The organism is Burkholderia sp. MSMB1826, assembly GCF_001526325.1.
GTDB lineage: Bacteria > Pseudomonadota > Gammaproteobacteria > Burkholderiales > Burkholderiaceae > Burkholderia.
In genome coordinates this window covers 67,916-90,496 of record NZ_LOYN01000010.1, presented here as the reverse complement: position 1 = coordinate 90,496, position 22,581 = coordinate 67,916, and the positions used below count along the sequence as shown (strand labels likewise).

At 67.7% G+C, this 22,581-nt stretch carries 25 protein-coding genes; 4 read left to right on the top strand and 21 right to left on the bottom strand.

The features are described 5' to 3' along the window. Complete coding sequence (locus tag WS95_RS02490) at positions 1 to 513, bottom strand: DUF4274 domain-containing protein (RefSeq protein WP_034204591.1); 513 nt, start codon at positions 511 to 513, stop codon at positions 1 to 3. Between the two features lie 73 nt (positions 514 to 586). Beyond that, the gene (locus WS95_RS02485; RefSeq protein ID WP_034204590.1) at positions 587 to 1,000 is read right to left on the bottom strand and encodes a PPC domain-containing DNA-binding protein; all 414 of its coding nucleotides are present in this window, start codon (positions 998 to 1,000) and stop codon (positions 587 to 589) included. 308 nt (positions 1,001 to 1,308) lie between these two features. Here WS95_RS02485 and WS95_RS02480 point away from each other — a divergent pair, with 308 nt between their 5' ends. The 3 genes from WS95_RS02480 to WS95_RS02470 all read left to right on the top strand — a co-directional run bounded on the left by WS95_RS02480 (position 1,309) and on the right by WS95_RS02470 (position 3,113). Continuing rightward, positions 1,309 to 2,211, top strand: coding sequence for a hypothetical protein (locus WS95_RS02480; protein ID WP_059822091.1), 903 nt, complete (start codon positions 1,309 to 1,311; stop codon positions 2,209 to 2,211). Positions 2,212 to 2,361: 150 nt separating this feature from the next. Next, a complete protein-coding gene (locus WS95_RS02475) occupies positions 2,362 to 2,628 on the top strand; it encodes a hypothetical protein (RefSeq protein ID WP_059822089.1) in 267 nt (88 codons plus the stop codon). Between the two features lie 86 nt (positions 2,629 to 2,714). Next, positions 2,715 to 3,113 (top strand): RidA family protein, encoded by a 399-nt coding sequence (locus WS95_RS02470; protein ID WP_059822087.1) that lies wholly within the window; start codon positions 2,715 to 2,717, stop codon positions 3,111 to 3,113. A gap of 15 nt (positions 3,114 to 3,128) precedes the next feature. Here the strand turns inward: WS95_RS02470 and WS95_RS02465 are convergent, their stop codons facing one another. The 15 genes from WS95_RS02465 to WS95_RS02395 form a co-directional block, all read right to left on the bottom strand. Then, the gene (locus WS95_RS02465) at positions 3,129 to 3,677 is read right to left on the bottom strand and encodes a GNAT family N-acetyltransferase (RefSeq protein WP_059822086.1); all 549 of its coding nucleotides are present in this window, start codon (positions 3,675 to 3,677) and stop codon (positions 3,129 to 3,131) included. Between the two features lie 167 nt (positions 3,678 to 3,844). Then, complete coding sequence (locus tag WS95_RS02460) at positions 3,845 to 5,245, bottom strand: MFS transporter (RefSeq protein WP_059822083.1); 1,401 nt, start codon at positions 5,243 to 5,245, stop codon at positions 3,845 to 3,847. A 37-nt stretch (positions 5,246 to 5,282) separates the two neighbouring features. Further along, complete coding sequence (locus tag WS95_RS02455; RefSeq protein ID WP_059822764.1) at positions 5,283 to 6,527, bottom strand: NAD(P)/FAD-dependent oxidoreductase; 1,245 nt, start codon at positions 6,525 to 6,527, stop codon at positions 5,283 to 5,285. Continuing rightward, positions 6,527 to 7,486 carry a VOC family protein gene (locus WS95_RS02450; RefSeq protein ID WP_059822082.1) on the bottom strand — a complete coding sequence of 320 codons (960 nt, stop codon included), beginning with the start codon at positions 7,484 to 7,486 and terminating at the stop codon, positions 6,527 to 6,529. Before WS95_RS02450 ends, WS95_RS02455 begins: the two co-directional genes overlap by 1 nt. 18 nt (positions 7,487 to 7,504) lie before the next feature. Further along, complete coding sequence (locus WS95_RS02445) at positions 7,505 to 8,995, bottom strand: aldehyde dehydrogenase (RefSeq protein WP_034204582.1); 1,491 nt, start codon at positions 8,993 to 8,995, stop codon at positions 7,505 to 7,507. Positions 8,996 to 9,067: 72 nt separating this feature from the next. Then, a complete protein-coding gene (locus WS95_RS02440) occupies positions 9,068 to 9,895 on the bottom strand; it encodes an aspartate dehydrogenase (protein ID WP_059783052.1) in 828 nt (275 codons plus the stop codon). Continuing rightward, positions 9,888 to 11,555, bottom strand: a complete 1,668-nt coding sequence (locus WS95_RS02435) for a thiamine pyrophosphate-binding protein (RefSeq protein ID WP_059783051.1) — start codon at positions 11,553 to 11,555, stop codon at positions 9,888 to 9,890. The genes WS95_RS02440 and WS95_RS02435 overlap by 8 nt, the downstream gene beginning before the upstream one ends. Then, a complete protein-coding gene (locus WS95_RS02430; RefSeq protein WP_059822080.1) occupies positions 11,548 to 12,345 on the bottom strand; it encodes an SDR family oxidoreductase in 798 nt (265 codons plus the stop codon). The genes WS95_RS02435 and WS95_RS02430 overlap by 8 nt, the downstream gene beginning before the upstream one ends. After that, positions 12,342 to 13,199, bottom strand: a complete 858-nt coding sequence (locus tag WS95_RS02425) for an IclR family transcriptional regulator (RefSeq protein ID WP_059822078.1) — start codon at positions 13,197 to 13,199, stop codon at positions 12,342 to 12,344. Before WS95_RS02425 ends, WS95_RS02430 begins: the two co-directional genes overlap by 4 nt. Further along, a complete protein-coding gene (locus tag WS95_RS02420) occupies positions 13,196 to 14,092 on the bottom strand; it encodes an alpha/beta fold hydrolase (protein ID WP_034204577.1) in 897 nt (298 codons plus the stop codon). Before WS95_RS02420 ends, WS95_RS02425 begins: the two co-directional genes overlap by 4 nt. A gap of 18 nt (positions 14,093 to 14,110) precedes the next feature. Further along, on the bottom strand, positions 14,111 to 14,638 hold the full coding sequence (locus WS95_RS02415; protein WP_034204576.1) for a cupin domain-containing protein: 528 nt from the start codon (positions 14,636 to 14,638) through the stop codon (positions 14,111 to 14,113). Positions 14,639 to 14,672: 34 nt separating this feature from the next. After that, positions 14,673 to 15,443, bottom strand: a complete 771-nt coding sequence (locus WS95_RS02410; protein WP_034204575.1) for an SDR family oxidoreductase — start codon at positions 15,441 to 15,443, stop codon at positions 14,673 to 14,675. After that, a complete protein-coding gene (locus tag WS95_RS02405; protein WP_034204574.1) occupies positions 15,436 to 16,506 on the bottom strand; it encodes an aromatic ring-hydroxylating dioxygenase subunit alpha in 1,071 nt (356 codons plus the stop codon). The genes WS95_RS02410 and WS95_RS02405 overlap by 8 nt, the downstream gene beginning before the upstream one ends. A 54-nt stretch (positions 16,507 to 16,560) precedes the next feature. Continuing rightward, entirely contained in the window at positions 16,561 to 16,872 is a 312-nt protein-coding gene (locus WS95_RS02400) for a recombinase-like helix-turn-helix domain-containing protein (RefSeq protein ID WP_034204573.1), read from the bottom strand. 1 nt (position 16,873) lies between these two features. Then, positions 16,874 to 17,191, bottom strand: a complete 318-nt coding sequence (locus WS95_RS02395) for a non-heme iron oxygenase ferredoxin subunit (RefSeq protein WP_006489883.1) — start codon at positions 17,189 to 17,191, stop codon at positions 16,874 to 16,876. Positions 17,192 to 17,626: 435 nt separating this feature from the next. Between WS95_RS02395 and WS95_RS02390 the strand changes: the two genes are divergently transcribed. Further along, the gene (locus WS95_RS02390; protein WP_034204572.1) at positions 17,627 to 18,706 is read left to right on the top strand and encodes a porin; all 1,080 of its coding nucleotides are present in this window, start codon (positions 17,627 to 17,629) and stop codon (positions 18,704 to 18,706) included. Between the two features lie 123 nt (positions 18,707 to 18,829). Here the strand turns inward: WS95_RS02390 and WS95_RS02385 are convergent, their stop codons facing one another. The 4 genes from WS95_RS02385 to WS95_RS02370 form a co-directional block, all read right to left on the bottom strand. Beyond that, complete coding sequence (locus WS95_RS02385; RefSeq protein WP_027780959.1) at positions 18,830 to 19,723, bottom strand: IclR family transcriptional regulator; 894 nt, start codon at positions 19,721 to 19,723, stop codon at positions 18,830 to 18,832. A 288-nt stretch (positions 19,724 to 20,011) separates the two neighbouring features. Continuing rightward, positions 20,012 to 20,491 (bottom strand): type 6 secretion system effector deamidase TecA, encoded by a 480-nt coding sequence (gene tecA, locus WS95_RS02380; RefSeq protein WP_034204570.1) that lies wholly within the window; start codon positions 20,489 to 20,491, stop codon positions 20,012 to 20,014. Between the two features lie 99 nt (positions 20,492 to 20,590). Next, positions 20,591 to 21,076: a hypothetical protein gene (locus tag WS95_RS02375; RefSeq protein ID WP_034204569.1), complete on the bottom strand. Its 486-nt coding sequence runs from the start codon at positions 21,074 to 21,076 to the stop codon at positions 20,591 to 20,593. After that, positions 21,073 to 22,515, bottom strand: coding sequence for a Do family serine endopeptidase (locus WS95_RS02370; RefSeq protein WP_059822763.1), 1,443 nt, complete (start codon positions 22,513 to 22,515; stop codon positions 21,073 to 21,075). The genes WS95_RS02375 and WS95_RS02370 overlap by 4 nt, the downstream gene beginning before the upstream one ends. Between the last annotated feature and the right edge of the window lie 66 nt (positions 22,516 to 22,581).

Sequence of the window (22,581 nt, the reverse complement as noted above, 5' to 3'; positions counted from 1 at the left end):
TCAGTCGTACAGCGCGTGCAGCCGCTCGACCACGTCGAACGGCAAGCCTTCGTCATACCCGTCGGCTTCGTCGAGATCGACGTACTCGCGCCCGTCGGTCGGCTGCAGCATCATTGCCGGCACGGGCCGCGCGACCGGCACGTCCGGATAATCGTTCGGCCCCGCGCCATCGAAGTCGTGCGGATCGAACCAGATACCGTGATTGGCGTAGTAGCCGTCGGCGTAACGTTGCTCGATTTCGCGAAGCAACCGAAACGTATCGAGTTGATACGACGCGTCGCCCAGATCGCTTTCGTTCGCATACTGCACGAACCACGCGGCGCCGAGATTCCAGTAGATCAGCAATGCGGTCGCGCGATCTACGTTGCGGTTGTCCAGCAGCCAGCGCAACGCACGGCCGTTGCCGTCGTAATTGGAGCGTGCGGCGAACCGGTGCCACTGTTCGGGCGTCGCGCCTTCGAGCCAGGTCCGGACGATGTCCCACGCCTTCTGTTCGATGTCGGTGTCATCCATGGATTGCGCCTTGCGGAATGAGCGGTAACGGGAAACGTCTTCGATGGCCGGTGATTCTAGCGCCGCTGCCCATTCATGCCGCGCCGCCGCCCGGCTCGCGACGGATCACCAGTTCGTTGAAGCCGGTGCCCGCATCGAGCTCGCGCGAGAAGCGATGTGCGGGCAGCAGCGCGAGCAGGATCTCGGCCGTCGTGCGCACCACGCAGCCGCTCGCCACGTGGCCGCCCATCACGCGGCCGGCGGCATCGGAGATCGACATATGAAGGTGTGCGCCGTCCGGCGATACGGAGCCGGCCAGCGTCAGGATTTCGAGGTCGCCGCGCAGTTCGGTCGGTTGATCGACGCCGGCGAAGCGCAACTGCGCGACGCTCAGGCTGCCGATGCCCTGGATCACGAAGGCCGCATGCACTTCATGTTGGTGGAGCGCTGCCTCGATGGCGCCGCGCAGATCGTCGCCGGGGGAAAGACGCAAAGGATGGGCTTGCATGGTCGAGAACCTGGGTCGATCGTGGTATCGACCAAGCGTACGTTCGCCCCGTGAATCCGGCAAGTCGTCCGCGCTCGATAATCCCGCGCGTCGGGGTCGTCCCCGCGTCGCTTCATCCGCTACCGTTCGACTCCGACCACCCGCGCATACGAGCCCCTGCGGTATGGCTTCGCACCGGCCGCAGCGCATCGGTTCGTTGACGGACGGAACACACATGCGTCCGGATGAAAACCGACCCTGACCTATGCAAGAATCGGTTCCTCGAGGCAAGCCCTGCTTCATCCCCCTTTCATCGAACGCCCCGTCGAATGCCCAAATGCCAGAATACGTATGAGCGCTTCCACACCCCGAGCGACGAAATTGCCGCGCGGGAAGTCGCGGCGATGAGCGATGAGGAGCGTGCGCGCGCCCAGTCGGCGGGGAGCGTGCATGTCCGAAACTGGCTCGCCATTCTGGTGATGCCGGTCGCCGTCGGGCCTTTGATCGCGGTGTTCGCGTATATGGCGGGCATGCTCGCCTACCGCGGAATGGTCGATCCGGCCTTCGATATCGATCGTGCGGTTGGCGAAACATCCGTCACCGTCGTAGGGGTCACGGCGCTCTTCATCGCAGCCTGGATCGGCCTGAACTGGTACGTCGCGACGTACGGTACCCGACAGCGGTACTGGCGTGAAATGCCGTTCAACGGGCGTGTCGAACTGGAGCGCCATACGCTCCGTGCGGCGATCATCGTGTGGTCGGACGACTACGATCCGGAACCCCTCTATGTCGAGGAATGGATCGACGGCAAGCTCAAATCCAGCAAGGCGCGACTAAGGCAGTGGATCCTGGCCCGAACGTCCGTCGGTCATTGGCTGGTGCTGGATCATCGAATTGCGGCAGACAGTGGGTACGGGCCGCCCACGCTCCCCTTGGAAACGAAACGATGGGTCCCGCAGCAAGAACTGGCAATCGCATTTGCGCCACGCACCAATATCCGCATCGGATTGAGATGGAGTGGACCGGCGGCGCCATCGACCGTGACTTCCTGCCTGCTGTCTCACGCCGAATGTGAGCGTCTGGCTGCGACGGCTCACCACTATGGTTTTTTTCCGCCGGACCAATATGGCGTCGTGGCTGCCTCCGATGCCGACTGGGTCGAGGAACTCGCGGCCCGGGCATTGGAGCGCGACGTGCCTGTCGACGGGGCGCCCGGGCGAGCGCTGACGTAATCGTCGCAGGTCGTTGCAACGTCGACCGCGGCCGCCACAGCGAGTCTGAAAACGACGCCAATTGCCGGCGGCCGCATAATAGCGGGGTTCATCTCGAGGTCTTGTGCACGGCCTTCCGCGACGCATCCGCCCCAACCCGGATTCTTTTTGATGACACCGATTCCGAACCGACGATCCCGCCTGCGCGGCGGCCTGCTTGGCCTGCTTGGCCTGCTGATCTGCGACGCGCTCGGCGTGCCGTACGAATTCCACGACGCCGCGTCGATTCCGCCGCCTGCCGCGATCGAAATGACGCCGCCGCCGGGCTTCGCTCGCGCGCACGACGGCGTGCCGTACGGCGAGCAGGCGTTGCCCGAACGATGGGTGGCGACGCTGCGCGGCAAAGACCAGGCCGAGGGCTGGCTCGCGAGGTGGTGAACACCGCCGCCGGTCGCCCCTGACTCGAATACGGCGGCCCGATCGGGCCGTCCCGACCCACCGCATCAACCTGAGAGGATGCTCCGATGCTGCGTGCCATCAATCCCCCCGGCGCCACGATTCCCGGCATTTCGCAAGCGATACTCGTCGAAGGCGGTCGACCGCTGTATTTGTCCGGCCATGTCCCGTTCGATGCCGCTGGCGCCGTCGTCGGCGCCGATCATGCGGCGCAACTCGACCAGGTGTTCCGGAATATCGCCGAGACGCTTCGCACCGCGGGTGTCGGCTTCGAATCCGTCGCGCGCCTGACGATCTATGTCCGCGATTTCGATTCGAGCCTGTTGCCGCAGATTCGCGCGGTGCGCGACCGCTGGGTCAACACCGCGTGCCCGCCCGCGAGCGCGCTCGTCGGCGTGGCGTCGTTGTTCCGCCCGGACGTACTGGTCGAAGTGGACGCATTCGCGATCGTTCCTGCCGCGAAATAACCCACCGCAGCGGCCTCAGCGGCGATCGCTCGCCAGCAACCCGTACAGCGCACTGTCCGACACTTCGTCGCCGACGATCCAGCGCTCGCGCAACAGCCCTTCCCGGACGAAGCCGAGCCGTTCGAGCAACCGCGCCGACGCGACGTTGCGCGGATCGATATCGGCCTCGATCCGGTTCAGCCGCAGCGTGCCGAAGGCATGATCGACCAACGCCGACGCCGCTTCGCGCATGTATCCGCCGCGCCAGAACGCGCGCCGCAGGCAGAAGCCGATCTCGGCACGCCGGCATTGCGCGTTCGCATGGAACAGCACGCACTCGCCGAGCGCTTCGCCGGTTTCCCGCAGTTCGAGCACGCAGACGAGGCTCTCCCCGCTCGCGGACATCTGCACGTTGCGCGCGACGCGCGCCTCGGCCTGCTCGATTTCCGTCATCGGCGAGAACGAGAAATAGCGCATCGCTTCCGCATCGGACCAGATCTCGAAGAAGGTCGGCGCGTCGGTGTCGCGAAGCGGCCGCAGCACGAGGCGGGACGTATTCAGCGTGACGGGTTCGAACAGGGGCATGGCAGCGGTCTGACGAAAATCGGGACCGTGAATTAGAACACGCGAACCGTGCGCCAACCAGCGCGCCCGCTGCAGCGCCCGACATGGAACGGCCGACGGCCGTGAAACAAAAGGCCCGGGCAACGTCCCCCGGGCCTGAGCACCTCGTCCATGACTGCCGGTCACGCTTACGCCTCGAGCGCCTCCAGCACCTTCCCCTTCGTCTCGATCCCGACGAAATGCACGGTCAGCGCCGCGATCAGCGGCACCACGCCGATCAGATAGAACGCCGGCGCGAGGTTCCCGCCGATGATCGCATGCGGCACGACCATCGGCGCGACGAACGACGCGATCTTCAGCCACGCGCTGCCGAGCCCGCAGCCCGACGCGCGGATGCTCGTCGGATACTGCTCGGGCGTATAGACGTACGCGGTGATGAACCCCGACGCCATCAGCCCGAGCGACAGCGAACAGAAGACCGCGACCACGTACACCGACGACGCGTGATAGATACCCGCGAGCGCCAGCGACAGCGCGCACAGCACGAACGACCACACGATCACCGGCTTGCGGCCGAGCTTGTCGACCAGCAGCGCGGAGGCCAGCGAGCCGAGCACGCCCATCACCGAGCCGATCACCGCGAGGTTCAGCGCGAGCTGCAGCGGCGCGTGATAGAAGTTCTTGTAGATCGTCGGCAGCCACGTCGACAGCCCGTACTGGATGAACCCGCAGGTCGCCCACAACGTCGCCACCGCGAGCGTGCGCTTGCGATACGCGGCGCTGAACAGGTCGGTCATCCTGCGCTTCGGATGCTGGCGCACCATCTCGTCGAACGCGGCTGCCTGCGTGACCGGCGGCAGCTCGCCGCGCACCGATCCTTCGAACACGCCGACCGCGCGCCCGGCCTCCGCGAGCCGCCCGCGCGACGCGAGCCAGCGCGGCGATTCCGGCACGAGGCGCGTGAGCACGAGCGACAGGATCACCGGCAGCCCGCCGACGAAGTACATGATTTCCCAGCCGAAGCGCGGCACGAGCCACGCGCCGAGCGCCATCGACACGAGCAGGCCGATCGGGAACACGATCTCGTACAACAGCACGAAGCGGCCACGGCCATGCGCGCGCGTGATTTCGTTGATGTACGTGGCCGCGACCGGCAATTCGCCGCCGAGCCCGAGCCCCTGCAGGATCCGCAGCAGCACGAACACCTCGAACGTCGGCGCGAAGCCGCACGCGATGCTCGTGATGCCGATCACGGCCGAGCTCCACGCGATGGCTTTCACGCGGCCATGCTTTTCCGCGAGCGCGGGAAACAGGAATGCGCCGATCAGCTGGCCGATCGCGCCGGACGCGATCAGCATGCCGATCTGCGTCGGCGACAGCCCCCATTTGTGAATCAGCAGCGGCAGCGTCGCCGCGATCGTGATCACGTCGAAGCCGTCGAAGAACGTCGCGGTGCCGATCAGCACGCGTGCGCGGATCTGCATCGCGTTGGCCGGAAGCCGCTCGAGCCGCGCGATGATCGCGCCGGGCGTGGAGGCGGCAGCTTCCATCGTGGCCCTGCCGGCCACGACGTTGTCGAAAGTGCTCATGCGGGGTGTCTCCTGGGTCTCTTTCCGGTTGGGCCGGTCAGGCAAGCGCTTGGGTCGTGTCTGCCAGGGCTTCCGTATCCACTGCCCGGCCCTGGTTCATCCACTTGCGCGCGAGTTTCAGCTCGCGTGCGTTGTTCACGGCGATGACACCTCTCACATGTCCGTCGCCCACGAAAAACAGCGTCGCGCGACGCGCGGCGAGATCGCCGCGCACGACGAGCTGCGCATCGGCCGGCAGATCGCCGAGGATCTGCAGGTTCACGTCGTACTGATCGGACCAGAACCACGGAATCTCCGCGTACGGTTCGCGCACGCCGAGCACGGCTTTCGCGGCCGCGATCGCCTGGTTCTGCGCGTTCGCCCACGATTCGAGCCGCACGCGCCGCTTCAGCCAGCCGTTGTGATGGTTCGCGACGTCGCCGCACGCGAAGATCGCGGGGTCGCTGGTCGCGCCGTATTCGTCGACGACGATGCCGTCGTCGACCGCGAGCCCCGCGTCGCTCGCCAGCGACGCGTTCAGCGCGAGGCCGATGCCGGCCACCGCGAAGTCGGCGTCGATCGTCGTGCCGTCGGCGAGCGTCGCGCGCACCTTCGATGCGTCGCCGGGCTGCGCATCGAGCGATTCAAGCGCCGCGCCAAGTCGCACGTCGACGCCGTTCGAACGATGCAGGTCGAGCAGGAAGTCGGACACGATCTGCGGCACCGAACGCCCGCACAGCCGCGGCGCGCCTTCGACCACGACGGCATCGACGCCGAGCTTGCGCGCGGTCGCCGCGACTTCGAGGCCGATCCAGCCGCCGCCGATCACGAGCACGCGCCGGCTCGCCCGCAGCTTCTCGCCGAGCGCGGCGGCTTCGTCGAGCGTGCGCAGGTAATGCAGGTTCGGCGTGTTGACGAGCGCATCGGGCAAGCGGCGCGACGTGCCGCCGGTCGCGATCACGAGCCGGTCGTATTCAATCTCGCGGCCGCTTTCGGTCTTCACCACGCGGCGCGCGCGGTCGATCGACGCCGCGCGCTCCGGCTGCCATGCCTCGACGTTCAGCGCGTCGAATTCGTCCGGGCGCACGACGCGCACGGTCTCGATGTCGGCGTCGCCGGCCAGCACGGCCTTCGACAGCGGCGGGCGCTCGTACGGCAGGTGCGGCTCGTCGGCGATCATCACGAGACGGCCCGCATACCCTTGCGCGCGCAACGTCTTCAACACCCAGCCGGCAGCCTGGCCGCCGCCGATCACGACGACCGTGCCCGGCGCGGGCCGCGCGGGCGTATTCGCTTCGGTCATCATTTGCGCTCCGTCATGAACTTGCCTTCCGGCGCCTTCGCGTTCTTCTGCCGGCGCGTGTTGCCGTCCAGGCCGCCGTCGACGGCCCACTCGGCGAACACGGTCGGCCCCGGTTCGAATTCGCGCGGTTGCCAGTCGGGCGTCAGCACGTCCTCGTCCGCGTAGTACTCGATCAGCGCGCCGGCCGGATTCTGGAAGTACCAGAAGTACGCGGACGACACCGGGTGACGCCCCGGGCCGAGTTGCGTTTCCCAGCCGCAGCGGTCGATGTGCATGCCGCCGCCGAATACTTCGTGGATGTCGCGCACGGTGAATGCGACGTGGTTCAGGCCGCGTTTGCCGTTCGGCAGCGCGAGCAGGAACAGGTCGTGATGGCCGCCGTGCGGCGCGCAGCGCATGAACGCGCCGCGGCCCGGATAACGGTCCGACGTCTCGAAGCCGAGCAACTCGTGATAGAACCTTTCCTGCGCGTCGAGGCAGTTCGTGAAGAACACGACATGCCCGACCTCGACCGGCTCTGCACGCGCATAGATCGGGCTCGGCTGGTCCACGCGCAGCGTCCGCCCCCAGACGTTCGACGGCGAGCCCGTGATGTCGAGTGCGCGCTTGCGCGTGACTTCGATGCGGATCGCCATCCCGTTCGGATCGATGCAGCCGAGTGCATCGTCCTGCGCGTAATAGCCGGGCTGGCCGGCCAGCTTCGTGCGCAATGCGTCGAGTTCGGCCTGCGTCGCGACGCCCCACGTGACTTCCCGCAGCGTCGGGCCTGCTTCGAACGCGGGCGGCAGCGACGGATCGTCGGCTTTCACGACCAGCACGGTGCAACCGTTCAGCGTCTCGAAGCGCGCACGCGTGTCGTCGTGCGCGACTTCCTTCAGCCCCCAGTCGGCGAAAAAGCGCCGGCAGGTGGCGAGGTCGTCGACGCCGTACGTGATCTGCTCGATTCCCAAAATGCTCATTGCGTCATTCCCCTTCGCTCAGTTTGCCCACGGCAGCGGCGCGTCGTTCAAGCCCCAGTAGAGGCTCTTCTGCTGCATGTATTCGCGGATGCCGAGGCGCCCCTTCTCGCGTCCCATCCCGCTCTCCTTCCAACCCGAGAACGGCGTGGAGATCGAGAACAGCTTGTACGTGTTGATCCAGACGGTGCCCGTCTCCAGCGCGCGCGCGATGCGCCATGCGCGCTTGTAGTCGCGCGTCCAGATGCCCGCAGCGAGCCCGAATACGCTGTCGTTCGCCTGTGCGATCAACGACGCCTCGTCGTCGAACGGCATCGCGACCAGCACCGGCCCGAAGATTTCCTCCTGGCAGATGCGTGCGCTGTTCGGCAAGCCTTCGAGAATCGTCGGCTGATAGAAGAAGCCGTTCTCGCGCCCGTCGCCCGCCGGCCGCTCGCCGCCGCACAGCAGACGGCCGCCTTCTTCCAGCCCGAGCGCCACGTAGCGTTCGACCGATTCGCGATGCTTCGCGGTGATCAGCGGACCCATCTGCGTGTCGGGTCGCGTCGGGTCGCCCACGCGCAGCTTGCGTGCACCGGCCACCAGGCGCTTCATGAATTCGTCGTATATCGCGCGCTGCACGAACAGTCGCGAACCGGCGATGCACGCTTCGCCCGACGAGCTGAAGATGCCGTACAGCACGCCGTTGACCGCGTGGTCGAGATCGGCGTCGTCGCATACGATCGTCGGCGACTTGCCGCCGAGTTCGAGCGACACCGGCATCAGCTTCTCGGCCGCGATGCGCGCGATGCCGCGGCCCACTTCGGTGCCGCCGGTAAACGACACCTTCTTCACGAGCGGGTGACGCACGAGCACGTCGCCGATCACCGAGCCCTTGCCCGGCAACACGCTCAGCACGCCCTTCGGTACGCCGGCTTCCTCGCAGATGCGCGCCAGCGCGAGCGATACGAGCGGCGTGACCTCGGCCGGCTTGAGCACCACCGCGTTGCCGCCGGCCAGCGCCGGCGCGAGCTTCTGCGCGTCGGACGCGATCGGCGAATTCCACGGGGTGATCGCCGCGATCACGCCGATCGGCTCGTACACGCTCATCGTCAGGTAGTCGCCGCGCGACGGCGTCAGCTCCTCGTCGAGCGTTTCGAGGCAGGCCGCGAAATAGCGGAACGTGTTCGCGGCGCTGGCCACCAGCACGCGCGTCTCGCCGATCGGCTTGCCGTTGTCGCGGCGCTGCAGGTGCGCGAGCGCCTCGTGGCGCTGCATGATGAGATCCGCGATGCGGTACAGCACCTGCGCGCGCTGGTGCGGCTTCAGCCCGGCCCAGTCGGCGCGGCGCCATGCGGCGTCGGCCGCCACGACGGCGTCGGCCGCGTCTTCCGCGTTCGCCGTCGATACTTCCATGTTCAGCGACTGGTCGGCCGGATAGATGCTCGCGTAAGGCGCTCCGCGGCCGCGCCGCCACTCGCCGCCGATCAGGATGTCGCCGTCGGGTACGAGGCTCGTATCGAAAGGAGTCATGTCACAAGTCCCACAAATCTGTCTCTGCACATCCGCCCTCGCCGTGGCGCGGGCGGACGCTCGATAGTCCGGTCAGATCACGCAGCGGGCCGCGCGGTTGCGCAGCGCACGAATCGCGCTGTATGCCGTCAGCGCGGACGTCTTCGGGTTGTCGGGCAGCGGCTTGCCGCTCATTTCCAGCGACATCTCGCCGAATGCGCCGCGCGCGGTGATGCGGTGCACGTTGCGCTCGACCGCCGGATCGGCGATCAGGCGCACGTGCGTCGCATCGAGGCCGAGGCCCGCGAGCGCGACCGTCGCCGCGACGTTCGCGTTCTTCGGGTACAGCCGCGCGGCGTCGCGCGCGGTGCCTTCGAAGATCACCATTTCCTCGGTCATCGCGCGCAGATCGCACAGTTCCTCGGCCGGCGTGCCGAGCCAGCCGAGCGGCGGCTTGCGCCCGACGTACAGCACGTCGTCGAGGCCGCCCTGCTTCGCGGACGCCAGCGCGTCGATGCCGCCGATCGCGCCGGACAGCAGCGTCACCGTCGTGCCGCCCTCGTCGGCCGCTTGCGACAGCGCGTCGAGCAACGCGAGATCGGACAGCGCGCCGATCGACGCGACCGCGCAATCGGTGCCGGCCTTCAGCAGCGGCACGACGTGATCGACGAGCGCGCTGTGGCCCGCGCATTCGAGCGCGAACTCGGGGCGGCGGGCCAGCGCGTCGACCGACGACACGACCTCCACCGCGCCGCCGAGCGCGTCCTGCACCGCCGCGCGCTGGTGTTCCGGCACGATCACGTGCGCGACGCGCAGCGACGCATCGTGCTCGACCGCGTGGTACACGGCCGCGCCGATCGCGCCGAAGCCGATCATCGCGACGTCGACGGGGGCATGCGCCCGCTGTTGCCCGTTACGCATACTGGCGCTCCGTCGGCGCTTCCTTCTTCACCGGCGGGCCGGCGAATGCCGACGCGAACGAGCCGACCGACAGCATGTCGACCTCGACCATCACCGGCCCTTCCTTCGCGAGCCCTTCGCGCACGATCGCTTCGGCCTGGTCGAGCGACGTGATCCGGTAGTGCGTGAGGCCGAAGCTCGCGCAGAACTGCGCGAAATCGGGCTGGTGCAGTTGCACGAAGCAGCGGCGGCCGCCGTAGTGTGCGTCCTGGATGTTGCGGATCACGCCGTAGCACTGGTCGTTCATCAGCACGATCATCACGTTCGCGTTTTCCTGCACGGCCGTGACGAGTTCGCCGACGTTGACCATCAGGCCGCCGTCGCCGACGAGGCAGACCGTCTTCGCCGCGGCGCCCGCGAGCGCGGCGCCGATGCCCATCTGGATGCCCTGGCCGATGCCGCCGCCGAGTGCATGCACGCCCGAGCGCGGCTCGAAGATCTTCAGCAGGCGGTTGCCCCACGTGCTGTTCGAGATCGTCACGTCGCGCACCCAGTTGTAGTCGCGGCCGACGGCGGCCTGCAGCGTGTCGACGAGCTTCTTGTACGGCCCGAGGCCCTTCGCCACGTCGGCCACTGCCGCCTCGCGGGCCGCCGCGAGATCGGCCGCGAATTGCGGATCGACCGACAGGCGGCCTTCGAGGCGATCGGCCAGCTCGGCCAGCACGCGCTTCGAATCGCCGTGCACGAACAACGCGTTGCGGTAGCCGCGGTTGTCGGCGAGCGCATCGGCATCGATACGGAACAGCGGCTGCGGCAGCGCGAGCTTGTACTTCAGCGTTTCGTTGCCGCGCAGGCGCGAGCCGACCACGACGAGCGCGTCGCAGGTCTTGTAGAACGCTTCGACCGACGCGTGCACGTTGAACGCGCCGAGCGTCGCCGGATGATCTTCGGGTAGTACGCCGCGGCCCTGCACGCTCGTCACGACGCCGAAGCCGAGCTTCACGAGGCGTTCGACTTCCGCACGTGCGTGACGCGCGCCGCCGCCGAGCCACAGCAGCGGGCGGCGCTTGGCCGCGAGGGCGTCGGCGAGCTTCGCGACGCGGGCTTCGTCGTGCTCGCGCACCGCGACGTGTGCCGGTGCGAGATCTTCCGGCCATTCGATTTCGGCCGCCTGGATGTCGATCGGGATCTCGACGGACACGGGGCCCGTGGGCGCGGTCTGCGCGATGCGCACGGCTTCGCGAATCGTCGGCAGCACGGTTTCGACCGTGCGCACGCGGAACGCCGCCTTCGAGATCGAGTCGAGCATCGACAGCTGGTCCGGCGCTTCGTGGATGTACGCGAGATCCTGGTCGAGGTACGGCGTCTCGATCTGCCCGGTCACGTGCAGCAGCGCGGTGCCGGCCGTCAGCGCCTCGACCATCGCGCCGGCCGCGTTGCCCGCCGCCGTGCCCGTGCTCGTGAATGCGACGCCGAGGCCGCCCGACACGCGGGCCAGCCCGTCGGCCATGTTCAACGCCCCCGCTTCGCCGCGCGCACCGACATACCGGATGTTGCCGCGCGAGTGGATCGCGTCGAGGATCGGCATGTTGTGGATCGAGATGACACCGAATGCGGTTTTCACGCCGCACTGCTCGAGAAAGGCGGCAATCAGCTCGCCGACCGTGGTTTTTTCAGACATGGCGTGCAAAGCCTCCAGAAACGTCGATATGGCTGCCCGTCGTGTAGGACGACAGATACGTTGCGAGATAAAAAAGCGCCCAGGCGGCCTCGTCGGGCTTGCCGAAGCGATTCAGCGGAATGTTCTTCTTGCGGGCGAGCGCGCCGGTCCAGTCCTCCCAGCTTTCGCCGGGCTGCGCCTGCGTGTCGTAGCGGCGGCGCCACTGCCCCGACTCGACGATGCCGATCAGGATCGAGTTCACGCGGATGCGCTGCGGTGCCAGTTCGGTCGCGAGCGACTTCACGAGGCTCAGCACGCCGGCACGCGCCGACGACGTCGCGACCATGTGCGGCTCCGGCTGCAACGCGAGCAGCGAATTCACGCAGGTGATCGTCGGCGCCTGCGCGTCGCGCAGCAGCGGCAGGAACGCGCGCGTCGGGCGGATGATGCTGAAGTACTTCAGTTCGAGTTCTTCGCGCCACGCGTCGTCGGTCGTGTCGGCGAAGGTCGATACGCGGCCCTGGCCGGCGTTGTTGACGAGCATGTCGGCGCGGCCGAAACGCGCGGACACCGCTTGCGCGAAGCCGGTCACGTCGGTTTCGTCGAGCACGTTGCAGCGCGTGGCCAGCAGTTGCGCATCGGCGTACTTGTCGCGCAGCATCGCGTCGGCGCGTGCGAGACGGTCGCCGTCTCGGCCGCAAATCGCGACCGACGCGCCCGCCTGCAGGAACCGTTCGGCCGTCGCGAGGCCGATGCCGGACGAACCGCCCGTCACCACCGCCACCTGCCCGGTCAGATCGATCTGGATCATCGGAGTCCTAAAGCCTTGAGAAACGTGTGCTCGTCATCCGAGCGGTAATTGAGCCGCCGCGACAATTCCGCCGCCGCGCGCTGCACCTTGTCGATCAGCCCGTCGGCGATCAGCGCCGCGTCGATCTCCGGACGCGGCACCGTCACCGTGATGCACGCGACGATCCGCTGCGTCTCGTTGCGCACCGGCGCCGTGACGACCGAGATCCCGCGCTCGAACGACGAATTGCTGACGCCGTATCCACGCAGTGCATCTTCGCGGATCACTTCGTACAACGCATCGACCGTTTCCGGCGTCGCGCTCGTCATCCGGCTCAGCGCGCCTTCCGGATACAGCGCACGCAGCTCCTTCAGCGACAGGTCGCCCATCAGCACGTGGCCATGCGTCGTCGCGTGCGCGGGCAGCCGTGTGCCGACGTTCACGCGGATCGAGCTGAACACCGGCGACTGGCTCTGCGCCTTCGCGACGAACACCACGTCGCGGCCGTCGCGGATCACGATGTGCGTCGTGAAGCCGGTCGCATCGCGCAGGCTCTCGATCACCGGCAGGCCGAGATCGGTCAGCTCCAGCGAGCTCAGATATTCGAAGCCGAGCCGCAGCACGGCGACGCCGAGCTTGTAGTTGCGATCCTTGTCCGCGCGCTCGAGAAAGCCGAGCGATTCGAGCGTCTGCAGCAGACGGAACACCGTCGTGCGCGGAATGCCGAGCCGCTTCGACAACTCGGGCGCGCCGAGCACGGGCTCGCGCGGCGAGAATTCGGCGAGAATGCGCAGCCCGCGCTCGAGGCCCGGCACCACGTAGCTGGCTTCGGCCTTCGCGTTTTCGGATGCGTTTCGTTGCAGCGGTTCGCTCATGCCATTCCCCACTGCGTATCGCACTGACGGCAGAACGCATCGATCAGCGCCGAATAAGCGGCCGGCGCCTCCACGTAACCCGCATGCCCGGCCTGCGGAATCAACTGCAGCCCGACGTGCGCGGCCGCGGCGATCCGCTCGCACGCGGCGGGCGGCGTGATCGCGTCGTTCGCGCCGACGGCCACCGCCGCGCGGCCGCGGAAGCCGGCGAGATCGGCCGCGAGATCGGCGTTCGCGAGCAGGTGCGTGGCCTGCGCGTAGCCGGCCGGCACGATGCGCGCCATGTTCCAGCGCACCCACGCCCGTGCCTCCTCGTTCGCGAAACCGGACAGCATGTTGCCGCTGCGCTGCTCGGCGAGCCCGGCCGGGCCGAGTTCCGCGAGCATCGCGAGCCGCGCGTCGCGGCGCGTGTCGCGCGTTTCGGTCGGTGCGCTGCCGTAACCGCCCGCGGGCGAGATCAGCAGCAGGCCGGCGATGCGCGCGGGCATCACGCGGACCAACCCGCCCGCGACGATCGCGCCGAGCGAATGACCGACCAGCACGCAGCGTTCGATGCCGAGTGCCTCGAGCCATGCGTTCAGCGATGCCGCGTAATCGGCGGCGGCTGGCGACGCGCCGTGCACGGGCGTCGACACGCCGTAACCGGGCGCATCCCACGCAAGCACGCGTCGCGACGCGCCGAGCGTGTCGAGCTGGCGGACCCACGATGCGGCGCCCGAGCCGATCCCGTGCAGCAGCACGACGGGCAGCGCGCGGCCCGCATGCTGCTCGCCGGCCTCGCGGTAGCCGATCGTGCCCGCCGCGCCGGCTGCGCAACGCTGCTCGGGAAACTGCCCGAGCAGCGCGGCAAAGGCCGCGGTGCGGTCGCGTTCACGTTTGTCGATGACACGCATTGCTTCACCCGCTCCGTCTCAACGCTTGATCTTCGCGAGCGGCGAATCGGGCGGATACGTCGGCGTGATCGGCTTCGGCGAACCGAGCATCACGCACATCAGCGCGTCTTCCTCGCCGATGTTGATTTCCGTGCGATACACGCCCGGCGGCACCGAGATCAGGTCGCGCTCGCCGAGGATCGCTTCCCAGGTCTCGCCATCGCGCTCGCAGATCACCTTCATCTTGCCGCGCAGCACGAAGAAGATTTCCTCGACGTCGACATGGATGTGGCTCGGCCCGATGTTGCCGGCCGGGATGACCATCGTCGAGAACGTGAAGTTGCCGGCCGGCACCGTGTTGACGTCCTTCGCGACGCCCGTGCCGCCCGTGCCGACATAGCGCATCTGCGCACGGCGGTACTTCGGATCGTAGTCGGCCTGGAACTTCAGCGCGTCCCAGTCGTAGCGCCGCGTCGCATAGCGCGCGACACGCCCTTCCATCCAGTCGTTGAAGCTTGCGCCTTCCGGCTGGTCCCACGACTTGCGTTCGAGATCGGCGTCCGCCATCGTCCTCTCCTTCATTGCGAGTGAAAACTTCGATTCAATTCATCACGAAGCCGCCGTTCACCGGCAGCAGTTGACCCGTCACGAAGCGCGCGCCGTCCGACAGCAGGAACAGCACGGGGCCCGTCACGTCGTCGGGCACCTGCGCGCGTTCGAGCGCGCGGCCCTGCAGGTAGAACGCGTGGCGTTCCGCCGGCACGTACGCGGTCGCCTCGACTTCGGTCAGCCCCGGCGCGATCGCGTTGACCGTCACGCCATGCGCGCCGAACTCGCGTGCCTGCGCGTGCGTCATCGCGATCACCGCACCCTTGCTGGCGACGTACGCGAGCAGCTTCGGCGCCCCCCACAACGCGGTGTCCGACGCCAGGTTCACGATCGCGCCGCGGCCCGACTGCGCAAGGTGCGGCAACGCCGCATTGCTGACGAGCCACACGCCGCGCACGTTCACGTTCATCACGGCGTCCCACGTCGACACGTCGAGCTCCGTCGACAGCTTGCCGCCCGAGTTCGTGATCGCCGCGTTGTTGATCAGCGCGTCGATACCGCCGAGCGCCGCCGCGCCCTGCGCGACGAATGCGTCGATGCTGGCCGGATCGGCGAGGTCGAGTGCGAAGAAATGCGCGGTGTGGCCGGCGCGGGCGAGCTGCGCGGCCAGCGCGCGGCCCTCTTCCGCCAGCACGTCGCCGAACGCGACCTGCGCGCCCGCTTCGACCAGCGCCTTCACGAATGCGGCGCCGAGACCGCGCGCGCCGCCCGTGACGAGCACGCGGCGACCGGGCAGCGCCACGACCGGAGCGCGCTCAGCCATTCGCGGGCTCCGCAGCGGCGCGTGCCGCACGATGCGCGTCGAGCGCGGACAGGTGCTCCTGCGCCCGCTGGCGTAGCATCCGGCGCACGCGCGTGATGCCGACGTCGTGCTGGTACAGGTATTCGTGATCGCGCGCATGCGGCGCGAGGCTTTCGAGGACGTAGCGGTCCTGTTCGAGCACGTCCCAGTGCAAGCCTTCGAGACGGTTGCGGTACATGAAGCGCCACACGTCGCGCTGCCAGCCGCTGACCTTGCGGGTACGCCAGAAATAGACCTGGCAGTGGTCGCCGTCGACCGGCGTCGCGAAGCCGATGATCCCGAAGTTGCCGCCGGGGCCGAACTTCTGCTTGTACGGAATCGCGAGGCGCATCCACAGGCAGCCCGTTTCGCCGAGCTCGACCCAGTCGAAGTTCACGTCGCGCTGGCCGATCTTCTCGAACATCAGGCCCGTATCCGTCTTGCGCACGCGCATGTCGGCCTGCTTGTCGCCTTCGGCCATCGAGTGCGACGTCGCGTGCAGGTAGGCGCCGTGCATCGGGTCCATCACGTTGTCGATCGCGTACTGGTAATTGCACTTCCAGTTCGATACGCACAGGAAATGGCCGTACTCGTCGGCCACGAGCTCTTCCGGCAGGTTCAGCGGCGCCGGCTCGCCGTGCGCTTCGTCGCCGAACCACAGGAAGATCGCGCCGGCCTTCTCTTCGACCGGATACGACTTCACGCACTTCATGCCTTCGAGCGGACAGTTCGACACGGCCGGCACGCGGTTGACCGTGCCGCCGCCGTCGACTTCGATGCCGTGATACCAGCACGCGATGTTGCCGCCGAGGTTCCAGCCGAGCGACAGGCGCGCGCCGCGGTGCGGGCAGCGATCTTCCAGCGCATGGACTTTGCCTTCGTGATCGCGCCACAGCACGATCTGCTCGGACAGGCGCGTGAGGCCGACGGGTGCGTTCGACACCTGCCAGCTCGGCGCGACGGGATACCAGTAATTCTTGATGCCGCGGTCGAGGTAATCGCGGACCGGGTCGCGTTGGGCTTCGTATTGTGCGGGGGACGTCATCAGTGTGCTCCGGATGCGGTTGTCGTCGGATCGGCGGTCACGCGGCGCGCGCGCTCATTCCGCCAGCGAGGCCATTTCGGCGCGGAAGCGCTCGGCAGTCCACGCGGTGCCGTCCGGCGCGCGAAAGCCGATGCGGTTCAGGCCCGCGACGACATCGTCCAGCTCGGTCGCGCCGCTCTCGAACACGCGTTCGAGCGCATCGCCGAGGTCGTTCTCGTACTGGGTCGGTTCGGCCTTGCGGTTCTGCCAGACCTGGTTCTCTGCCTGGCCGGGGATCTCGATCTGCCCCTTGCCCGCGACGTTGTTCGGCTGCGGCGCCACCCACGGCTTCAGGAAGGGATTGAAGTTGACGGTCGCTTCTTTCATGTCATTCCACCTTGATCTGGATTTCCTCGCCGGCGAGGCGCACCGCGTACTGCTTCAGCGCACGTCCGCCCGGCCCCTTCAGGCATTCGCCCGTCTTGATGTCGAACACGGCCTCGTGCAGCGGGCATTCGACCGTGCCTTCGTCGACGAACCCCTGCGTCAGCAGCGCGTACGCATGCGGGCACACGTTCTCGAGCGCATACACGTCGTCGCCGACGCGGTAGATCCCGATTTCCACGCCGTCGGTCCGCTTGAACTCGATCGGCGTGTCTTCCGACAGCGCGCCGGCGTGACCGGCGCAAATCCATTGCTCAGACATCTCGCACCCTTCCTTCTGATCGATTCTCGGTTTGTTCCATATCAGGAACAACAGTTTATGGATGGTGATTATAGGAGCGACCTTCCTCGAGTAAAACAAAAAGCTGCATGTCCTAGGGAAAACACCGACCGGCGGGTCGACGATCGTCGCGGTCTACCTCGTCAAATGTGATTTTTTGTTTGGCTGCGGGGATTTAAGTCCGTTTTTCAGGATTCTCGAGCCCATGTTGCAGATCAGCGCCCTCCCCATCCGGCCCGATAAATTTATTTTTGATCACCCGTCGGACACCTCTATACTTCATTCCACTAGAGGCACGTTGTTCCTTGTATGGAACATAAAAATGCCCGCTCGGCGATGAACATGCGCGACGGCCGGCCGTCCCTGCGCAGCCCCGTCACAACACGTTTTCATCAGGTTGGAGAGTCAGGAGACAAAATGGTCAAGCATGCGGTAGCAGCGGCAGTCATCGGAATGGGCGCCGTGTCGGGCGCGTGGGCGCAGAGCAGCGTGGTGCTGTACGGCAGCCTGGATGCGGGTGTCGCGTACGTGAACAACGTCGGCGGCCACGCGAAGTGGGCGATGATCCAGGGCAATACGCAGCCCGATCGCTGGGGCCTGAAAGGCAAGGAAGATCTCGGTAACGGGCTGTCGGCGATCTTCCAGCTGGAGAACGGCTTCTATACGAACAACGGCCAGTTCGCGACCGCGAACACGATCTGGAACCGCGCGGCGTTCGTCGGCCTCAGCGCCGAACGCTACGGCACGCTGACGCTCGGCCGCCAGACGCCGCTGGCGTTCGACTATCTCGATCCACTCAGCACCGCGTACCTCGCGATGAGCTGGTACGCGTTCCACCCGGGCAACATCGACGGGCTCGCCGCGACCGGCAACGTGCCGTACAACAACGCGGTCAAGTACCGTTCGCCGAGCGTCGCGGGCTTCTCGGCCGCGGCGACGCTCGCGCTCGGCAACACGACGAATTTCTCGACCGGCAAATCGGTCGGCGTCGCGCTGAACTATGCGAACGGGCCGTTCAAGGCGTCGGCCGTCTACTCGAACGAGCACGACCGCTCGATCCTGATCGGCCAGACGGGCATCGCGTCGTTCCAGGGGCAGAACACCGCGAACGGCTACCTCGCGAACAAGGTCGAGAACATCGGCGCGGGCGCGTCGTACCAGATCGGCGACTTCCTCGTGCACGGCCTCTACACGCGCGTGAAGATGCAGTCGAACGGGTTTTCCGACACGTTCCAGAGCTACGACGCGGGCGTGAACTACCGCAGCAGCGCGTTCAACACGATCGCGGGCGGCGCGGCGACCACGACGCTGGCCGGCCGCCGCTGGACTCAGGTCGAACTCGGCGACATCTACGCGTTGTCGAAGCGCACGCAGTTGTATGCGAACGTGCTTTACGAACACGGTTCGGGTGGCGCCAAGGCCGCGTTCTTCACGGCCGGCACGTCGAGCACCGCGAACCAGGTGATCGTGCTGACCGGCATCCACCACTCGTTCTGAGCGACGGCGGACGCGGTTGCCCCGGTGCCGCAAACGAAAAGAGCAGCCCGCGGGCTGCTCTTTCTCGTTGGCGACGGGTTGCCGGCGATCGGCGAAGCCCCGCGATGCGGCTCGTTCGGCGGATCAGAACATCGCGACCTTGTGGCGCGCATGCGCGAACGTCGGGTCGCTTTCGAGCGGCCGATAGTTCAGCCGTTGCGACAGGTCGACCGCCGCGCCGCACACGGCTTCGACGAGCCGCTCCTTCTCGCCGGCGTCGCCGATCTCCGAGCGCGGCACCGTCGCGGTGATCGCCGCGACGATCGAGCCCGAGTGATCGCGCACGGGCGCGGTCACGGCCGAAATGCCGCTCTCGAACGCCGCCTCGCTGACCGCGTAGCCGAGCCGCGCGTAATGACGCACGCGTTCGTACAGTTCGTCCACGGTGCCGGGCGTGCGCTCGGTGAACTGTTCGAGTTTCTTCTCCGGATAGAGCTGCCGCAACGCGTCGCGCGTCAGGTCGCCCATCAGCACGTGGCCGTGCACGGTCGCATGCGCGGGCAGGCGCGTGCCGACGTGCACCTTCACCGAGCCGAACATCGACGCATTGCTCTGCGCCTTCGCGACGAACACCACGTCACGCTGGTCGCGGATCAGCAGGTGCGTCGACAGGCCGGTGGAATCGCGCAGCCGTTCGAGCACGGGCGCGCCGAGATCGGTCAGTTCGAGCGAATTCAGGTATTCGAAGCCGAGCCGCAGCACGCCGACGCCGAGCCGGAAATAGCGATCGCCGTTCACGCGTTCGAGAAAACCGAGCGCTTCGAGCGTCTGCAGCAGGCGGAACGTGGTCGTGCGCGGAATGCCGATGCGCTTCGACAGCTCGGGCGCGCCGAGCACCGGCTCGCGCGCGGAGAATTCGGCGAGGATTCGCAGCCCGCGTTCGAGGCCGGGCACCAGATACGACGACGCGCCGCCGGACGGCTCGTCGTCGCCGGGCGCTGCCGGATCGGGTGCATCGCTCATCGTTGTCTTGACCATGTGGACATGGACGGAAGGAAGTCGGTCACGAAACAGGTCATCGATCGTCGTGGATATTCGGTCATGCTACCTCAGTGCGCGCATGGCTCGCACCGGTGCACGGCGCCGCGAGGCGGCATGCGCGCCCACGCCGCGATGACGCGTCACTCAAGGTCGAGAGGATAGCAGCGTTGGACGGCGCGACGCCATGCGGATATCGCCGAACGGCGGGAAAGCGGCCGCGCGGCGCCGGCGCGCGGCCGCCAACGGGTCACGGCGGAAACGGCGCGAGATTCGACGCCCGACGGCCTACAGGCGCGACAGATAAACGCGAATGGTCGTGCGATCGTACGTAAAGCCGCCGGCCGGATCCGGCTGCAGCACCCGTGCCAGATCGACCGGATGCAGCCATCCGGCGCCCAGCAGGCCGCCGTTGATCCCGCGGATCCGGGTGCCGCCCACGGCGATCGCGGCGTGAAAGACATTGCCGCCGCGGGCGAAGCCGACCGCGGTGCCTGCCGGAATGCTCGCACGTCCGTCCCATTGATCGCCGGTCTCGAAGTTGAAGCGCGTCTTCCACAGCTGACCGATCGTGTCGAGCAGCACACCGGGCGCGATCATCGTGTCGGCGCGCAGCAGATACCGGACATACGCCGCGGCGTCGTAGCACACGCCGCCGGACACGTACTCGTCGATGTTCGCCATCCCGAACATCAATGCTTGCGCGTGTTTTTGCCGCTCGGCGATGCCGGATTGGGCGACATGCCCGCCTAACTGGGTCAGTTGCACGGATAGCTCCTCTCAGGAAAGCGGGACGTCATTGTCCCGCCGATGCGATCTCTTCATATCTTATTACGATATCCGTCGATCTCTACCCGGCCCGGCACGTCACGGCATGCGCGCCGCCGACGCCGGTGCGGCCGCCGCCGCGTCGGGATTGGGCGCGAGCCGCAGGCGCACGCGCAACGGCTGCAGCATGTCCGGCGGCGGCGGCTCGGTCAGCGGGCCGGCCGTCAGCAGTTGTCGCAACGTCGCGTCCGCGTCCGGATCGCCGAGCGACGCGAATTCGACGCGCGTGACGACGCCGTTCGCGCCGATCCACGCACGCACGACGATCGCGGGCGGCGGCGCATCGGCGCGCGCGTTCAGCACGCGCGTCTCGAGATAGCGGTGGAGCCGATCGGCCGCGTCGCCGTCCGCTTCGAGCCACGTCTGGAACTGCTGCCCGGCGAGCTGGCCGTAGCGGATCCACGCTTGCGGCACGTCGGCCGTCTGCGCGACGGCCGGGGCCGGGGCCACGCCCGCGGCCAGCACCGACGCGACGACGATCGCCCCCAGCCATCCCGATGCGCGCTGCTTGCGCATTCGCTTCATCCCGCCTCCCGTTTCGACGACGAATCCGCCCGGCCGATCTCGATCGGCACATACAGCCGCGTGCCGCCACGCTGCACCAGCAGCGCGACGTTGCCGTGCGCGGCGTCGATCCCGGCCATCAGCGCGCCGATGCTCGCGACCGGCACGCCATTGACCGACAGCACGGCATCGCCGGGCTGCAGCCCCGCGCGCGCCGCCTGGCCGCTCGCCTGCTCGACGACGAGGGCCTGGCCGACGCCGAGCCGCTGGCGCTCCTGCTCCGTCGCGGCCCGCAGCGCGAGCCCGAACCGCGCGGGGCCTTGTTCGCCGCCCGCCGACGCCGTGCCGCTGTCGAACGCGCCGACCGTCGCGATCACGTGCATCGCCCGGCCCGCGCGCCACACGAGCAGATCGGTTTGCCGGCCCGCCCGCATGGCCGCAACCATGCCGAGCAAATCCGCCGATTCCGCGACCGGCTTGCCGTCGACCGCGAGCACGACGTCGCCCGCCTTCAGGCCCGCGCGCGCGGCCGGGCCGTCCGGCTCGACCATCGTGATCAGCGCGCCGTCCGGGTTCGCGAGGCCAAACGAACGCGCGAGCGCCTGGCTCACTTCCTGCAGGGCCACGCCGAGCCGGCCGCGCGTGACCTTGCCGGTGCGCAGCAACTGATCCTTCACGTCGAGCGCGATGTCGATCGGAATCGCGAACGCGAGCCCCTGGTAGCCGCCCGTCTTCGAGAAGATCATCGAGTTGATCGCGATCACGCGGCCGCTCAGGTCGAACAGCGGGCCGCCCGAATTGCCGGGATTGATCGGCACGTCGGTCTGGATGAACGGAATCGCCTGCTCGCCGGGCAGGGAACGCGATTTCGCGCTGACGATGCCCTGCGTGACCGTATTCGCGAACCCGTACGGCGACCCGATGGCCATCACCCAGTCGCCGACCTCGGTGCGCGCCGGGTCGCCGGTCGCGACGACCGGCAGGTCGTGCGCGTCGATGCGGATCACCGCGACGTCGGATACGGGATCGCTGCCGATCACGCGCCCCTTGAACTGGCGCTTGTCGGTCAGCTTCACGTCGATGGCGAGCGCGTCGCCGACCACGTGCCGGTTGGTCAGGATCACGCCGTCCGCGCTCACGATGAAGCCGGAGCCGAGGCTCACCTCCTCGCGGTTGCCGATCACGCGCCGCGCGAGAAACGGCGCGAGCGGATGATCGGGCGCGATGCCGGGCGGCAACTGGATCCCCATCTGCGTGACTTCGCGCGTGACGCTGATGTTGACGACCGCCGGCCCGACGCGCCGCACGAGCGCCGCGAAGTTCGGCAGCGCAACCGTGGGCGTGCCGGCACCCTGCACCGCGCGCTCGGCGCCGGTGGCCGCGCCGCATGCGCAGGCGAGCGTCACTGCGAGCCCGGCCGCGAGCGCCGCCCCGCTGCCGATGTGCTTGCCCGTTTTCACGTTGCTGCTCCTCGTCGGTTCGCGCCGGCGCGCCGCCGGCCCATGCCCGTTCCCCGACCGTTGGTC

What these genes read in the sequence shown, in the direction of transcription:
- WS95_RS02490 (WP_034204591.1), bottom strand. Translation starts at nt 513, where the DNA reads ATGGATGACACCGACATCGAACAGAAGGCGTGGGACATCGTCCGGACC.
- WS95_RS02485 (WP_034204590.1), bottom strand. Translation starts at nt 1,000, where the DNA reads ATGCAAGCCCATCCTTTGCGTCTTTCCCCCGGCGACGATCTGCGCGGC.
- WS95_RS02480 (WP_059822091.1), top strand. Translation starts at nt 1,309, where the DNA reads ATGCCCAAATGCCAGAATACGTATGAGCGCTTCCACACCCCGAGCGAC.
- WS95_RS02475 (WP_059822089.1), top strand. Translation starts at nt 2,362, where the DNA reads ATGACACCGATTCCGAACCGACGATCCCGCCTGCGCGGCGGCCTGCTT.
- WS95_RS02470 (WP_059822087.1), top strand. Translation starts at nt 2,715, where the DNA reads ATGCTGCGTGCCATCAATCCCCCCGGCGCCACGATTCCCGGCATTTCG.
- WS95_RS02465 (WP_059822086.1), bottom strand. Translation starts at nt 3,677, where the DNA reads ATGCCCCTGTTCGAACCCGTCACGCTGAATACGTCCCGCCTCGTGCTG.
- WS95_RS02460 (WP_059822083.1), bottom strand. Translation starts at nt 5,245, where the DNA reads ATGAGCACTTTCGACAACGTCGTGGCCGGCAGGGCCACGATGGAAGCT.
- WS95_RS02455 (WP_059822764.1), bottom strand. Translation starts at nt 6,527, where the DNA reads ATGACCGAAGCGAATACGCCCGCGCGGCCCGCGCCGGGCACGGTCGTC.
- WS95_RS02450 (WP_059822082.1), bottom strand. Translation starts at nt 7,486, where the DNA reads ATGAGCATTTTGGGAATCGAGCAGATCACGTACGGCGTCGACGACCTC.
- WS95_RS02445 (WP_034204582.1), bottom strand. Translation starts at nt 8,995, where the DNA reads ATGACTCCTTTCGATACGAGCCTCGTACCCGACGGCGACATCCTGATC.
- WS95_RS02440 (WP_059783052.1), bottom strand. Translation starts at nt 9,895, where the DNA reads ATGCGTAACGGGCAACAGCGGGCGCATGCCCCCGTCGACGTCGCGATG.
- WS95_RS02435 (WP_059783051.1), bottom strand. Translation starts at nt 11,555, where the DNA reads ATGTCTGAAAAAACCACGGTCGGCGAGCTGATTGCCGCCTTTCTCGAG.
- WS95_RS02430 (WP_059822080.1), bottom strand. Translation starts at nt 12,345, where the DNA reads ATGATCCAGATCGATCTGACCGGGCAGGTGGCGGTGGTGACGGGCGGT.
- WS95_RS02425 (WP_059822078.1), bottom strand. Translation starts at nt 13,199, where the DNA reads ATGAGCGAACCGCTGCAACGAAACGCATCCGAAAACGCGAAGGCCGAA.
- WS95_RS02420 (WP_034204577.1), bottom strand. Translation starts at nt 14,092, where the DNA reads ATGCGTGTCATCGACAAACGTGAACGCGACCGCACCGCGGCCTTTGCC.
- WS95_RS02415 (WP_034204576.1), bottom strand. Translation starts at nt 14,638, where the DNA reads ATGGCGGACGCCGATCTCGAACGCAAGTCGTGGGACCAGCCGGAAGGC.
- WS95_RS02410 (WP_034204575.1), bottom strand. Translation starts at nt 15,443, where the DNA reads ATGGCTGAGCGCGCTCCGGTCGTGGCGCTGCCCGGTCGCCGCGTGCTC.
- WS95_RS02405 (WP_034204574.1), bottom strand. Translation starts at nt 16,506, where the DNA reads ATGACGTCCCCCGCACAATACGAAGCCCAACGCGACCCGGTCCGCGAT.
- WS95_RS02400 (WP_034204573.1), bottom strand. Translation starts at nt 16,872, where the DNA reads ATGAAAGAAGCGACCGTCAACTTCAATCCCTTCCTGAAGCCGTGGGTG.
- WS95_RS02395 (WP_006489883.1), bottom strand. Translation starts at nt 17,191, where the DNA reads ATGTCTGAGCAATGGATTTGCGCCGGTCACGCCGGCGCGCTGTCGGAA.
- WS95_RS02390 (WP_034204572.1), top strand. Translation starts at nt 17,627, where the DNA reads ATGGTCAAGCATGCGGTAGCAGCGGCAGTCATCGGAATGGGCGCCGTG.
- WS95_RS02385 (WP_027780959.1), bottom strand. Translation starts at nt 19,723, where the DNA reads ATGGTCAAGACAACGATGAGCGATGCACCCGATCCGGCAGCGCCCGGC.
- WS95_RS02375 (WP_034204569.1), bottom strand. Translation starts at nt 21,076, where the DNA reads ATGAAGCGAATGCGCAAGCAGCGCGCATCGGGATGGCTGGGGGCGATC.